The organism is Arenibacter amylolyticus (assembly GCF_002150785.1).
Lineage (GTDB): Bacteria > Bacteroidota > Bacteroidia > Flavobacteriales > Flavobacteriaceae > Arenibacter > Arenibacter amylolyticus.
Genome location: NZ_MTAZ01000011.1, coordinates 51,170 through 64,878, shown reverse-complemented (window position 1 = coordinate 64,878; position 13,709 = coordinate 51,170). Strand labels below are relative to the sequence as shown.

Sequence of the window (13,709 nt, the reverse complement as noted above, 5' to 3'; positions counted from 1 at the left end):
TGAGTGATTAACTTTTCTTAAAAGTTATGGTCACTAAGACATCTGTACCTCCAAGATTGTCTTGAGTTTCTACCACTAATTTGTCTTTTTCAAATTTCATTATTTTCATCTCTCTACGAGAACCAAAAACAATACGATTATTATTGACTAGTTGATAGGTATCCGACTCAATTGTGGTAAAGGCTTGATTCCCCTCACATGCCAATCCATTCTCATTTATACTGAAAGATCCATCCTCTCCCTCCCCTCTTTCGGCAAAAAATGTCAGGTTGTCCTTTATACATTGTTTTATTTCCTGAGTGTTGAATAAGTCAATATTAGAGGTTCCATCACCATTAATATCCACGGCTCTATCGGTCATAATGGCCGTATATTCCCATTGGCCTAACAAGGCTTTGGCCCGATCCTTTTCGGAGACATCGGCGTCATCTTTACTGCAGGAGAATATTAGGATTAAGGGGCAGACAAAGAAAATCACTTGGTTTATTTTCATAACTAACTGTATTAGAACACTATAAATATAAAAATTTTGATTGCCAATATCATACCTAAAAGCCGGTTTATGGATTCTAGCGATGGGAGATGCAAGGCAAATAGCACTTTTTCAGTGCTGTTTGCTTTTATGCGCGGTTTCGAGGAGGTTGATAATCAGTGTCTATCATCCTCTAAAAGGTCACTTTAGAGATTCTTTCTTTTTCGGACTTTAGTGATTCAATGGCCTTCAACTTCCGCAGAAACATGGGGAACAATAGTTAGATCATCTTATAGGGATTGGCTCCACCCTTTTTCTTCTCCATTGCTTGAATTAAGGTTCTTTCCTGGAGCTTTACCCATTGAATGGTCATAGCTGTTGCTCTTGACTTTTTGCAATTCGTTATTATATTCAGCCATTCCCGCTTGAAGGGCATTCAGTTTAATGTCCTCTGAATCTAGCCCCTTGAACATAGGGGTGGATAAATTAAGCTCTTTGGCCAATTCATATCCCAAATTAAAGGCCTGCAAATAATCCCTATCTACTTTTATTTCTTCTTTCATCCTTTAAAATGTTTCGCGAGCGTGTTTCTCTATATATTCATGAAGGGAATCCCGATCGTAAAGGATAACTTTTCGATAGGGCTGAGAAAATCTGATCTTTCCTTCGTCCCTTAATTTCTGTAAAGTACTGGTAGATTTGATGCTTAAAACTTGCATTGCTTCCTCACCGTCTATCCATTTGGCCGGTTGATTCTTTCTAGTGGACTCAATATGCTCCACTACCTTATCAAATAAGGCATAAAACGCCTCTTCCTGAAGACAAACGACTTGCATAGCATAAAGTTTAAACGGTATACGATATATACAACTGTTCCTATCGCAAATAAAAAGATAAGAAATTTGCCGCTCTACTGCTAATTTTATTGGTTGAACCACCGTTTATCTAGACAAATAGAAAACAGTCCAAAAAAGGAATTCCCAAGGACGCAATGAATGCTTCCAAGGGAATCCCTAAATTCATCTTCAATATTGTTGGGCTTATAGAGCAGTCGCTGTATAAGTAACTGTTTGTGTGTATGTACCCGCTGGTTTTCCTAAGATATCAGAGGAAGAAGATTTCTCCGCAGGGATCTCATAGTTGAAGTCGATCGTAAGCTCACTTCCCAATTCTGCGTCACCTACCAAAATCTGATCCTTTTCGGACAATTCAATCTTGCTTTTTGATCCAACCATTGTTCCTCCGGTCGCTTCGATGGTTAGTACGCTTACAGGAATTTTGTTTCCACCATCCTTAAAATCTTTTCCTCCGGCCTTTACCGTTACGTTAAAATTCTTGGTAGAGGTCACGATTAAAGCACTCTCTTGGGTTTTGGCAGGCAGCCCGTTGTTGTAGTGTTCGGCGGTAGTATATTCAAAGTTTACGACTCCATTATTAGCGACACTGGAAGCGTCGATGGAGATAACGTCGGCCAAAGTGATGTTTACTGTAGTAGTTGCCTCTTCTTGCGCCTGGGCTTGGTTAGTTCCGAATACGAATGCTACAAGAGCGAAGGCGGCGATGATTATTGAATTTTTCATTTTGTTTGATTTAGGGATTATTATTTTTCTTAACCCTTTGTTTAAAAGGACACTGCAAAGATACCAGGGACCTGTAGTTATCTCTGTAGTAGATAAAGGAAAGGCGTGTCATAAATAAACGACAAGAAATAATCGAGACACAATAGAACAAGCTTGTTTACATATTTGCTACATGGTTACGATAGGATTTTCACTCCTTATGCTATTGGTGAGGCCTCCAGGCTGTCGGACAAGACTATAGGCGAAATCTTACCTTAACGGAATAGTTGAAATATGGTTAGGGAAAAGAATAGGTTTGTAAGGTAGGGCCGATTGCGCAAGGGCTTGACATATCCTATAAAATTAATTTCTACAGAAAGTTTAATTAAACCTGGGGTAAGTAAATTTTATAGGATTGGCACACACCTACCATCGAATAGAAAGGTCGGAAAGTCTAAGAAGAAATTGTAATATTGTCATTGACTTATCTTTTAACCAAAATCCTTAGGGGGCAACTATCACCATAATATCCAACGTCTTGCCAAATAGAAGTTAATCCCTCTAATGATATGGTCCTATCATTATTAGAGTCTTTATTTTTTATGTTATACAATTTGTTTTTCTTAACGATTTGGGAAAATGGGTTAGGCCTCTCTGTATTTAATTTAGCAATAAATACATTTGGCAATAACTCGATTTCAGGACTACTAACAAATAGGACGCCATTATTAATTCGGAAGAATTTCAATGTGTCACTTACCGCAAGTAAAGACGGATAGTCTGGATGTGACTTACATAGAAAAGCGAATTCATTTTTGTCGATTTTTATTTTTTGCGTGGCCAAATAGCCTATAGTTGTTTGTATTATATCTGGCATGTGTCTTGTGAGGATTACCTTAAAACCTCAATATTTAGAGAAGGTTAATTGAACCTACTGATCTAATTTAAATTTTGTATAAATAGTTTAAATTTTTTATCCTAGGAGGCGATAATGTCTTTTACTTTCCCCTTCGAACCATAAAATTTCCAAGTAAATTTTTCCACCTTCTTTCAACTTTCCCAATGTCAACCTTGGTTTTATAATAGAAGAATTGTTTTTGGATTTTCCAAGCCATTGAAACCCTTTCCATGGACTTTTAAATCCATTTTTATTATCGGAAATTGCTACTTGCTTTGTCAGACATATTTGAGCTTTATTAAAAAGTGCTTCCCCAGATTTCAGATTAATTTTTATTGATGGATAGTAAGTATTATCAACAGACCTAATTGTTAAAATGGAGTCATTATATTGGATATTTAATAAAATTGAACCAGAACTTTTAAGTGCAACATTTGGCCCGTCATCAATTTGTTCTATGTTTACTTTTGGATAAATTATTTTACCATTTTCATCAAGTAAAAGTGGTTCCTCATTAACTCTAGTAGTTACATGGGTGGTCATGAGCTCAAATTTGTAATTACCAGCTGTTAATTCAGTTTTAACGAAATTATATAATGCAGTTTCTTGTGCCAATCCACTTTGAAAACTGCACATATAGATTAGAACGAAATAAAATCCATTTTTCATAATATTCATTTTTTCTCAAGGATAATATTATTCCATCAGAGATTTTTGAAATTTTTAAATTCTTAAAAGTTTTCAATATTTTAATTGGAATTGTTCAGATTGAAAAGGAATTAAGTTAATGAATTATTTTAACTTTAAAAAATCTGCAGAACCTTCGGAAATAGGTGTCTTTCCGCAGAGCAGAATATATACAGGGGTAAATCCTAATGATGTAATTAACGTTTGGAATGTTAAACCATTTGAATTTCCAGATTTCTTGCCAAATCTAGAATTGGAAATGCTGCCAAGAGCTAATTTAACAGATATGATATCATCTGTTGCCATTAGTAATGGATTTATAGTTAATGACAAATTAATGTCAATACTAAAAGGACAAAATTTGCCAAATCATGCCTTCTATCCAGGAAAATTATATACCAATGGCTTCATTTTAAATTATAATTGGTTTCACTTTATGAGTGACGGATTTTGGGATTGGATCGATAAAAATAAATCAAAGCTTTCCCGGCGTAGTATAATTCCTGATCATAGGGAAAAAATTTTAGATGAAGTAAATCTTTTTAAAACGAATTTTGAGTTTGTTTCTATAGCCAATTCGGCACCATCCTTACAGGATATTATTGGGATAAGCTGGTTTTTAATGAAGATTTTCCAAAATTCGATATTTTCTCAACGCCAGCTCCTAGTTTTCATACACTTATAAGTTAGAATTTATATAAATGTCTTTTGGAGAATAATATTACAGGGTATAATGTAAATGAATTATGTGAGATTGTGATGCCGGATGAACCGTAATATTGTATCTAAAATTTAACCCTTGTAGTAAACGATTTGGGGATTTTTTGAAAGTCTAATTGTAGGTGGGGTTTAGTAAACTGTAACCATTTATTTTATGTGATCAGTAATAATCTTTACAATTCAATGTTTTATTAGTTGAAAAGAAGGTAAAAAAAGTAAAAAACAGCCTCATCAAAGAATATGGCAATAACAGCGATGAAGACGGTTACTATAGTTATAATACCTAAAATTTTATCTTTTTTAGGGTTGGTATTTACAGTAGTTTTTCCTTTTTTATTCTTTACTCTTCTATTTCTACGATTTTGCGACATCATCCTTATTTCCACTTCATATTCTGCAACCTAACAGCATTCAAAATTGCCAATAAAGCCACTCCCACGTCAGCAAAAACTGCCTCCCACATCGTAGCAACGCCACCAGCGCCCAAAATCAGAACCACTGCTTTCACCCCAAATGCCAAACCAATGTTTTGCCAAACGATGCGCCGTGTGGAACGGCCAATTTTAACAGCTTTTGCAAATTTACTGGGTTGGTCCGTTTGAATAATAACGTCTGCTGTTTCAATAGCTACATCGCTGCCCAATCCGCCCATTGCAACACCTACATCACTTGCAGCTAATACTGGCGCATCATTTATACCATCACCTATAAAGGCCAACTTATTGTTGTTTGCAGACATCAATTTTTCGACTTCGTTCAATTTATCTTCCGGAAGCAGACCACCTTTCGCCCAATCCATTCCCAATTCTTTGGCAACTTGTTGGGTAATGGAATCCTTGTCCCCTGAAAGCATTATGATTTTTGAAATTCCCGACTCTCTAATTTGTTTAATGGCCTGGTGCGCATCGTCCTTCAACTCGTCCGCAATGGTTACATATCCGGCCAATTTCCCTTCAATGGAAATCATTACGATCGACTCTACGATGTTGTCGGCCTCAACTGGCACTTCCAAATTGTTTGAGGTCATCAATGCCTTATTCCCGACCAAAACTGTTTTGCCGTTTACTGTTCCTTTCAATCCTTTTCCTGCTATTTCACTTACTTCGGAAGCTTGAAAACTGTCGCCATCGGCTTTATGTTCCATAATGGCCCTGGCAATGGGATGGGTGGATTGTTCTTCCATAGCCATTAAGTATTTCATCATTTCGGGTTCGCTCAATGACCCACTGCTTATAACGACATCCTTAATTTTAAAAACACCTTTGGTCACGGTGCCGGTCTTGTCCATCACTACGGTGGTTACCCTTGTCATTTCATCTAAAAAGGACGCCCCTTTAAAAAGGATCCCATTTTTTGAAGCTGCCCCCAAACCGCCAAAATAGCCCAACGGGATTGAGATTACTAGAGCACAGGGACAGGAGATGACCAAGAAGATCAATGCTCTGTACAACCATTCGCGAAAAACATAATCGGATACAAAAAAGTAGGGCAAAATAGTCAATGCAATTGCCAAGAATACTACGATGGGGGTATAGATCCTTGCAAACTTTCTGATAAACAATTCGGTTTTTGATTTACGTGCGGTGGCGTTTTGGACCATATCCAGAATTCGGGCAATCGAACTATCCTTAAATTCTTTGGTGGTCTCGATTTCAATTACGCCATCCAGGTTGATGGTTCCTGAAAATACTTTTTCCCCCTTCACAATCGTATCGGGTTTGCTTTCCCCTGTTAATGCTGCAGTATTAAATGAACCTTTTTCAGATAGTAAAATACCGTCCAAAGGGATTTTTTCGCCAACGCGTACCTGTACTTTTTCGCCAATAGCAACGGTCTCCGGACTTACTGAAATATAGTCGTTATTCCGATATACCCGAGCTTCATTGGGTCGCACATCGAGCAATGCTTTTATATTGCCTTTAGCACGATTGACCGCGGCATTTTGGAAGAGCTCGCCAACCGCATAAAAAAGCATTACTGCCACACCTTCAGGATATTCGCCAATGGCGAATGCACCTATGGTGGCAATGGACATCAATAAAAACTCAGTAAACACATCTCCTTTTTTGATGCTTTCCCATCCTGCTTTTACTACTGGAAGACCAACTGGCAAATAAGCAATTCCATACCAAGTAATGCGAATCCAATCCTTGAAAAAGGTAACATCAAAATAATCTAACCCAATACCAATAATTAGCATTGTAAAACTTATGATTGCTGGAATATAGGCTTTGATTTGACTTGAATTGCCACTGTGATCTTGAGCACCATCCTGACTCTGTGGCTCTTTTGAATTTGGTTTTAGATCCCTTAAATTGACTTTCTTTTTTTTCATTTTACTTGAATAAATTTTTAATATCAATTGGAATAGGCTTCGCTTTTAATGGTGGTACATTTGCACCTCCAGTATTGCCAAGTGGGACGTGATTTATAAAAGATTTCCAACCACCATCAACTAACCTTATTATTAGTCCAAATACCTCTTTGTTGTCTTTTTGCATTAAACCAAACTTTAGCATTAACCAATGCGAACAGGTGTGCTTGATTGGGTAAGATTGACCTATAATATGGCTTCTTTCTAAATGATACCAAGCATCGCTATACTGCTTTTTACTTAAATAATAGCGGTAGTGCCCCAATTCTTTACTATATCCCTGTTTAAGATGTTTAGGTGTTTTTATATAAAACTTCATATCCATTAATTTTGGAGAAAATAGTTTAATAGTTAGTGCAATGGAAGTGCATTTATCGTCCATTGCATTTATCGCAAATGCCCTTTACCACCAAATTCACATTCTCTGCCCTAAAACCTTCGGGCAAATTGATGTGTGGGATTTTATGCTCTGTTAAACAAACTGTTTCATTACAATTTGCACAATGAAAATGCAGGTGTAGATCAGTATCCACTTCACAGTTACAATTCTCTTCACAAATAGCATATTTGGTACTACCGGTACCATCATCTATTTGATGGGCGACACCATTTTCAACAAAGGTTTTTAGGGTGCGGTACAATGTTGTCCTATCCGAATTATGAAAGTGCGCTTCAATATCGATCAAACTGACCGTTACTTTTTTGCTTAGGAGATATTGTAGGACCAACAAACGCATTGCAGTGGGTCTTACGTTATTATTCTCCAGTATTTGCTCTAAATCAGACATTTTGTTATAAATCAAACCGTTTTAAAGAATCTCCTGTTTTTATCTGAAAGGCATCCACTATATCCGCTATATAGATAATCCCATCTCCAGGTTCTTCCGTTCTTCCGTTTTTTACAATTATTGCAATTGCCGACTGGGCTTCCTCGTTCTGGCAGACCAATTCCAGCTTTACCACTGGACTATCGGTAATATGAAAATCCAATGACGGCCTTGCACCTTTAGCCTTAAAGGCTCCTGTGCCCTCGGCCTGCGATAAGGTCATACTTTTAAACCCATTGTCTGTCAGTGCTTCTATAATTCTTTGTATCCTGTTTGGTTTTACAAATGCTTTTATTTCTTTCATAGTATGAATCTTTAAAATGATAATCGATTTTGAACCGAGCCTGCTTTCTGATTTTTAACTAACAAATTAAGACAATCCACAAACCCGGAACCAAAATCGTTGTTTGTTATTGGATTAATGGTCGTGATCCAGTTCGTCCTTGACCATTTCCGAGGATAGGTTATAGGCTCCCTTTATCACGACTTTAGCTTCTTTTGGAACTTCGGTAGGAAGATTCACTCCAACAAAGCCTAAATCAGTAATACCAACCGTTACGGGTATCATTTTGAATCTCATTTTGTTTGCTTCCATTTTTTCATCTTCATCGAGAATAAAAATAAAGGAATGCTCGCCTTCTTTTATAATGGCAGCTTCGGGTATGGCAAAACCTTTTTTCTCGCCCTGGACTATGCGCCCTTGCACGTACATACCCGGCAATAGATTTTTATCCTTGTTTTGGATATCTGCCAGAACTTCTAAAGCTTTTGGCTCGGTGTTAAAGGTCTGTCCAATAGAGCGAACGGATGCCTTAAACAATTCATCTGGACGGGAAGCGGTTGAAAAATGTATCTGTTGCCCTTTTTCGATTTGCCTTATGTCCTTCTCATATACCTTCAGATTGACATAAATCTTCGAGTTATCGCTTATTGAGAACATTCTGGATTGTGGTGCCACATAATCGCCAAGGCTAATCAGTACTTCATCCACGTAGCCACTTATAGGTGTGGTAATGGGAGCCGCGGAATATATTTGGCCTTCAGCCACTTTGTTGGGATTAATGCCCAACAGTTTTAACTGGGACCGCAAACCATTGACACTGGATGATGTGGAACGATATTTTGACTGCGCCATCTGAAATTCCTTCCCTGAAGACACGCCTTTATCATAAAGGGTCTGCTTGCGCTCAAAATCCTGTTTCAAAAAGACCAGTTCGTCTATTTTCTCCTGATACTCCTGTTGCATTGCAATGATATCCGGGTGTTCGATAAATGCCAATACCTGACCTTTATTTACGTTATCCCCGGGTATTACTTTTATGGAACTCACATTCCCGCCAACAAACGGACTGATGTTCGCCTTGTCCTGTGGAAAAAGCTCCAGCGTTCCTGTTACTTTAATGTTGTTCCCTAAATTCCGTTCCTCTAAAGGATTCATTTCCAATCCGATGGTTTCGGCCTGTTGCGTCGTAAGTTCGACAACGCTTTCTTTCTTATCCTGTCCTTCTTCGGCCTTTGCCAGTTCCGTAGCGGTGCCTTTCTCCTTATTATCGGACCCTGAACCTACTTTATTATTACAACCTATCAATAAAGAGGTTACAAACACTAAACTAATTATAGATATATATTTCATTATTTGTTTCATTTTGAATTATAGGTTGCCCAATTGATATTGCATATCGATGGTCTGCTGGTTATACTGATTGATATATTGTAAATGATTTTGTTTAATACGGATGGCGCTGTTGAGAATCGTTATGTAAGTGATATAGTCTATTTCACCTTCTTTTGATGCCAATTGTGCGGTGGCTATTTGTTCCTCTGCCAAAAGCAATGCGCCTTCTTGATAATATTGCAATACCTTTCGAGTTTTCTCAAGTGATTTTAGCAATTGCGACACCCTGCTTTCAGTTGTTGCCTTTTGCTCCAGATATTGGTTCTCTGCTACCATTGCATCGGCCTTGGCTGCCTTGATCCTCGACTTCTGCGGAAAAAACCATAACGGGATACTAATACCTGCCTGATAGGTATTAAATCCAGGGACATCCTCCACATCCTGTCTGCCGTACGACAAACTGAATTTCGGCAGGAACTGGGATTTCTCCACACCCACATTTGCTTTACTTACTTCGGCATTTTGTAACGCATATTGCAGCATTGGGTTGTTTGCCACCGAGGTTGAATCCAAAGTTGCCATAAAATCCAAAGGCTCGTAAAAACCGTCAACCGTTTCGATGTTTTCATCCGTTCTCAAATATTGCTTTAGGGCACGTTTGGCAATTTCAATATCATCATAGGCTTGTTGCCTTAACACTTGTATCTGTTGAAATTCGGAAGAGGCCGCAATAAACTCCAACTTGCCTGTTTCCCCCGTGTCATAACGAAGTTGGGCGGTGGCCTGAAAATTGGCATAAACACTGTCCAATTGGTCTGCAAAACGCAACTGTGCCTTGTAATAATTAATTTGGTCATAGGCTTGCATCACATTGCGCACCAACTGTTGTTCATTGGCCACATAAAATTTTTCTCCCAAGGCAATACGCTCTTTGTAAAACTTGGATCTTGAAAATCCGGAAAGCAAATCAATGTTGCCCTGTTGCACACCAATAGTTGTCTGTACTCCGGGAATATTATTGCCATATTCTTCCTTTCCTGTGAAAACTTGGGTGCTGCCAAGGTCAAAGCTCGTTCCTTTCATGGCTTGTTCTCGTTCTATAAACGCCCTACTTTCCTTAAGCGATGGATAATTCTTTTTTGCAATTGCAATGGCTTCATTTACCGTCAAGGTCTTTGAAATTGAACCAACTTGATTGCTATCTTGTGCAAACGCATTACCAGAAGCCATCAAACCACCAACCATCAACAATACGGTTACAATGTTCGTTGATTTGTTGACATAGCTTACACTCCCATTGTTATTGTTTCGTTCCTTTCTCGATTCAAGCCAGTAATAAAGAATAGGAATAACCACCAAGGTCAGAAAGGTTGCAGTAAGCATTCCTCCAATCACTACTGTTGCCAATGGTCGTTGTACTTCGGCACCTCCAGAGGTGGAAACCGCCATTGGGATAAAGCCCATAATTGTTGTAATGGCTGTTAATAAAATTGGACGTAATCGTTCGTGCGTAGCTTCGTATATACGTTTTTTTAAATTGGTCATTCCACTATCTTTTAGTTCATTGAATTTGTTTATGAGTATTAGTCCGTTTAATACGGCAACGCCAAACAGCACGATAAACCCAACTCCCGCCGAAATACTGAAAGGCATTCCACGGATCAACAAAACGAAAACCCCACCAATGGCTGCTAAAGGCACCGCCATATAGATCATCAAGGCCTGTGAAAATGAATTCAAAGCAAAGTAAAGCAGAACAAATATTGTTAATAGAACGATCGGGACTACAATCATCAATCGGTCTGATGCACGTTGAAGGTTTTCAAATGATCCTCCGTAAGTAACATAATATCCCGGTGGCAGTTTCACTTCCGTTTCCAGTTTTTGCTGAATCTCCTCGACCATCGATTTTACATCGCGACCACGAACGTTTACTCCTACTGAAATACGACGCATAGTGTTATCTCTTGAAATTTGCATCGGCCCGGGTTTATAGCTGATATCAGCCACTTCCTTTAGAGGAACTTGTGCACCGTTTGGCAGATCTATATAAAGATTTTTTAAGCTATTGATATCTTGCCTAAAATCTTCCGCCAAACGAATGACCACATCAAACCGCCTTTCGCCTTCAAATATGACCCCTGCTTTTTCTCCAGCAAAGGCAGCACTTACATAATCATTCAATTTATTGACAGTAACACCATATTGTGCCATTTTTGCACGGTTATACACCACCGTCATTTGTGGCAGACCGCTTGTAGCCTCTACGTTAAGGTCTGCTGCACCCGGAACTTTCCGTATTACCGCAGCAATTTCCTGAACCTTGTCTGCCAACACGTCCAAATCTTCTCCATATAATTTGATTGCCACGTCCTCACGGACGCCGGTAAGCAATTCATTAAAACGCAGTTCTACAGGCTGGGTAAACACAAAGTTTACGCCGGGGACAACTGAAATTTTTTCTTGAATTTTCTCTATGAGTTCTTCTTTACTATCTGCGGAAGTCCATTTACCCTTATCTTTTTCAAGAATAATGTAACTATCGGCAATATCCATAGGCATTGGGTCTGTTGGGATTTCGGCCACGCCAATCCTTGAAACTACCGTTTTTACTTCTGGAAATTCATTAATCAGATTCTGAAGTTTTTCTGAAGCCTCAATGGATTCTGTTAGACTGCTCCCTGGTTTTATCAAGGCCTGAAAGGCAATATCGCCTTCATCAAATTTAGGGACAAATTCTGCTCCCATATTACTGAAAACAAATCCGGCAATCAAGAATAGCGCAACCGCTCCAATAATGACTCCTGCTTTAAAACGAAGTGAAAAATTCAACAGGGGAAGATAGGCACGATTCAAAGCACCCATAATTTTATCACTGATCCTATCAATCTTGTTTTCAAATTTGGCAAACCAACTATTTTGATTTTTAGCAGGTTTTAAAAATAAGGACGACATCATTGGCACGTATGTAAGGCAAAGAATAATTGCTCCTAAAACGGCAAATCCAAAAGTAAATGCCATTGGTCGGAACATTTTTCCTTCTATACCTGTCAAAAACAGAATCGGTGTAAAAACAATAAGAACAATTAGCTGACCAAAAAAGGCAGAATTCATCATTTTACTTGAAGAATCGTAGGCTATTTCATCCATCTCGGATTGTCCTATTATGGCATTGGATTTCTTTATTCGTCGATGTATGTGGAAAACCGTACCCTCCACTATAATTACCGCACCGTCAACAATAATCCCAAAATCAATTGCCCCCAAAGACATTAGGTTTGCCCAAATGCCAAATTGTTTCATTAAAATAAATGCAAATAATAAGCATAAGGGAATGATCGAAGCAGCTATCAAACCGCCACGAAAACTTCCCAAAAGAAGTACCAAAACAAAAATGACTATAAGCGCCCCTTCAATTAGATTTGTTTTTACGGTACTTGTGGTTCTTTCAATAAGCTCGCTTTGGCTTAAAAATGTATCTATATAAACCCCTTCCGGCAAGGATTTTTGAATTTCGGTTATACGCTTTTCAACATTGTCTATAACGGTGCTCGGGCTTTGTCCTTTTAACATCAATATTTGTCCCCCTACAGTTTCGTGGCCATCCTGTGTAAAAGCACCATAACGCACCTGGCTCCCATAGCCAACCTTTTCGGCCACATCACGGATTAGAATAGGGTTACCATTTTGTGTAGTGACCACTGTATTTTCCAAATCTGAAATGCTACGCGCCAAGCCTTCGCCACGTATAAAATTGGCCTGATGGTTTTTTTCAATATACGCCCCTCCCGTGTTTGCGTTATTTTCGCTTAATGCTTCAAAGACCTGGCTCATAGTAAGGCCAAAGCTTTTAAGTTTATCGGGGTTTAGAGCAACCTCATATTGTTTTACATATCCACCAAAAGCGTTTACTTCCACAACTCCTGGGACTAATGCCATTTGACGTTTAACGATCCAATCCTGGATGGTACGAAGCTCTGTTGCATCGTATTTATCTTCATAGCCTTCTTTTACTTTTAGGGTGTATTGGTAGATTTCGCCCAGACCTGTGGTTATGGGTGCCATAAATGGCGTACCAAAACCTTCAGGAATTTCTCCCTTCACTTCGGCTAATTTTTCTTGTACCAATTGCCGGGGAAGGTAGGTACCCGCTTGATCTTTAAAGACAATGGTTACTACGGACAGACCAAACCGAGAGATCGAACGCAGCTCGATAACATCAGGAAGGTTTGCCATTGCCAATTCTACGGGAAAGGTTACAAATTGCTCAATGTCCTCAGTACCTAAATTTGGTGCAACGGTAATAACCTGTACTTGGTTGTTGGTAATATCGGGTACAGAACCCAAGTTTATAGTGGCCATAGACCAAATGCCCGTACCGACAAGCACTACTATAAAGAGCCCAATAATAAATTTATTATTAATGGAAAAAGAAATGATCTTGTTAATCATAAATAAGTATTAATTCAATTGAAAACTTACGATGCGAACAGATGCATCATATTTATAAAGCGATGCCTATATTGAAAAGCATCACGTTAGGATATAGCTATCCTT

13 protein-coding genes are annotated in these 13,709 nt (G+C 38.6%); 1 reads left to right on the top strand and 12 read right to left on the bottom strand.

The features are described 5' to 3' along the window. Positions 1-7: 7 nt before the first annotated feature. The 6 genes from BV214_RS06160 to BV214_RS06135 all read right to left on the bottom strand — a co-directional run bounded on the left by BV214_RS06160 (position 8) and on the right by BV214_RS06135 (position 3,598). Positions 8-493 carry a hypothetical protein gene (locus BV214_RS06160; RefSeq protein WP_086476620.1) on the bottom strand — a complete coding sequence of 162 codons (486 nt, stop codon included), beginning with the start codon at positions 491-493 and terminating at the stop codon, positions 8-10. Between the two features lie 269 nt (positions 494-762). Continuing rightward, on the bottom strand, positions 763-1,035 hold the full coding sequence (locus BV214_RS06155) for a hypothetical protein (RefSeq protein WP_086476619.1): 273 nt from the start codon (positions 1,033-1,035) through the stop codon (positions 763-765). 3 nt (positions 1,036-1,038) lie between these two features. Next, positions 1,039-1,308, bottom strand: coding sequence for a helix-turn-helix domain-containing protein (locus BV214_RS06150; RefSeq protein WP_086476618.1), 270 nt, complete (start codon positions 1,306-1,308; stop codon positions 1,039-1,041). A gap of 204 nt (positions 1,309-1,512) precedes the next feature. Then, positions 1,513-2,052: a peptidoglycan-binding protein LysM gene (locus BV214_RS06145; RefSeq protein WP_086476617.1), complete on the bottom strand. Its 540-nt coding sequence runs from the start codon at positions 2,050-2,052 to the stop codon at positions 1,513-1,515. Positions 2,053-2,515: 463 nt separating this feature from the next. Further along, entirely contained in the window at positions 2,516-2,908 is a 393-nt protein-coding gene (locus BV214_RS06140; protein WP_086476616.1) for a hypothetical protein, read from the bottom strand. Between the two features lie 96 nt (positions 2,909-3,004). Beyond that, positions 3,005-3,598 (bottom strand): hypothetical protein, encoded by a 594-nt coding sequence (locus BV214_RS06135; protein WP_140157726.1) that lies wholly within the window; start codon positions 3,596-3,598, stop codon positions 3,005-3,007. A gap of 118 nt (positions 3,599-3,716) precedes the next feature. On the opposite strand from BV214_RS06135, the gene BV214_RS06130 reads away from it, so the two are divergent. Continuing rightward, a complete protein-coding gene (locus tag BV214_RS06130; protein WP_086476614.1) occupies positions 3,717-4,301 on the top strand; it encodes a hypothetical protein in 585 nt (194 codons plus the stop codon). A gap of 411 nt (positions 4,302-4,712) precedes the next feature. Here BV214_RS06130 and BV214_RS06120 read toward each other — a convergent pair whose 3' ends face one another. From BV214_RS06120 to BV214_RS06095, 6 genes are all read right to left on the bottom strand, one after another. Continuing rightward, positions 4,713-6,671, bottom strand: a complete 1,959-nt coding sequence (locus BV214_RS06120; RefSeq protein WP_086476612.1) for a heavy metal translocating P-type ATPase — start codon at positions 6,669-6,671, stop codon at positions 4,713-4,715. Between the two features lies 1 nt (position 6,672). Beyond that, positions 6,673-7,029: a DUF3703 domain-containing protein gene (locus tag BV214_RS06115; RefSeq protein WP_086476640.1), complete on the bottom strand. Its 357-nt coding sequence runs from the start codon at positions 7,027-7,029 to the stop codon at positions 6,673-6,675. A 52-nt stretch (positions 7,030-7,081) separates the two neighbouring features. After that, positions 7,082-7,498 carry a Fur family transcriptional regulator gene (locus tag BV214_RS06110; protein ID WP_086476611.1) on the bottom strand — a complete coding sequence of 139 codons (417 nt, stop codon included), beginning with the start codon at positions 7,496-7,498 and terminating at the stop codon, positions 7,082-7,084. Between the two features lie 4 nt (positions 7,499-7,502). Continuing rightward, a complete protein-coding gene (locus BV214_RS06105; RefSeq protein WP_086476610.1) occupies positions 7,503-7,841 on the bottom strand; it encodes a P-II family nitrogen regulator in 339 nt (112 codons plus the stop codon). 114 nt (positions 7,842-7,955) lie between these two features. Next, positions 7,956-9,170 (bottom strand): efflux RND transporter periplasmic adaptor subunit, encoded by a 1,215-nt coding sequence (locus BV214_RS06100; RefSeq protein WP_086476639.1) that lies wholly within the window; start codon positions 9,168-9,170, stop codon positions 7,956-7,958. A gap of 18 nt (positions 9,171-9,188) precedes the next feature. Next, the gene (locus BV214_RS06095) at positions 9,189-13,604 is read right to left on the bottom strand and encodes a CusA/CzcA family heavy metal efflux RND transporter (RefSeq protein ID WP_086476609.1); all 4,416 of its coding nucleotides are present in this window, start codon (positions 13,602-13,604) and stop codon (positions 9,189-9,191) included. Between the last annotated feature and the right edge of the window lie 105 nt (positions 13,605-13,709).

Excerpts from the sequence above, each read along its gene's own strand:
- BV214_RS06160 (WP_086476620.1), bottom strand. The coding sequence starts at position 493 with ATGAAAATAAACCAAGTGATTTTCTTTGTCTGCCCCTTAATCCTAATA.
- BV214_RS06155 (WP_086476619.1), bottom strand. The coding sequence starts at position 1,035 with ATGAAAGAAGAAATAAAAGTAGATAGGGATTATTTGCAGGCCTTTAAT.
- BV214_RS06150 (WP_086476618.1), bottom strand. The coding sequence starts at position 1,308 with ATGCAAGTCGTTTGTCTTCAGGAAGAGGCGTTTTATGCCTTATTTGAT.
- BV214_RS06145 (WP_086476617.1), bottom strand. The coding sequence starts at position 2,052 with ATGAAAAATTCAATAATCATCGCCGCCTTCGCTCTTGTAGCATTCGTA.
- BV214_RS06140 (WP_086476616.1), bottom strand. The coding sequence starts at position 2,908 with ATGCCAGATATAATACAAACAACTATAGGCTATTTGGCCACGCAAAAA.
- BV214_RS06135 (WP_140157726.1), bottom strand. The coding sequence starts at position 3,598 with ATGAAAAATGGATTTTATTTCGTTCTAATCTATATGTGCAGTTTTCAA.
- BV214_RS06130 (WP_086476614.1), top strand. The coding sequence starts at position 3,717 with ATGAATTATTTTAACTTTAAAAAATCTGCAGAACCTTCGGAAATAGGT.
- BV214_RS06120 (WP_086476612.1), bottom strand. The coding sequence starts at position 6,671 with ATGAAAAAAAAGAAAGTCAATTTAAGGGATCTAAAACCAAATTCAAAA.
- BV214_RS06115 (WP_086476640.1), bottom strand. The coding sequence starts at position 7,029 with ATGAAGTTTTATATAAAAACACCTAAACATCTTAAACAGGGATATAGT.
- BV214_RS06110 (WP_086476611.1), bottom strand. The coding sequence starts at position 7,498 with ATGTCTGATTTAGAGCAAATACTGGAGAATAATAACGTAAGACCCACT.
- BV214_RS06105 (WP_086476610.1), bottom strand. The coding sequence starts at position 7,841 with ATGAAAGAAATAAAAGCATTTGTAAAACCAAACAGGATACAAAGAATT.
- BV214_RS06100 (WP_086476639.1), bottom strand. The coding sequence starts at position 9,170 with ATGAAATATATATCTATAATTAGTTTAGTGTTTGTAACCTCTTTATTG.
- BV214_RS06095 (WP_086476609.1), bottom strand. The coding sequence starts at position 13,604 with ATGATTAACAAGATCATTTCTTTTTCCATTAATAATAAATTTATTATT.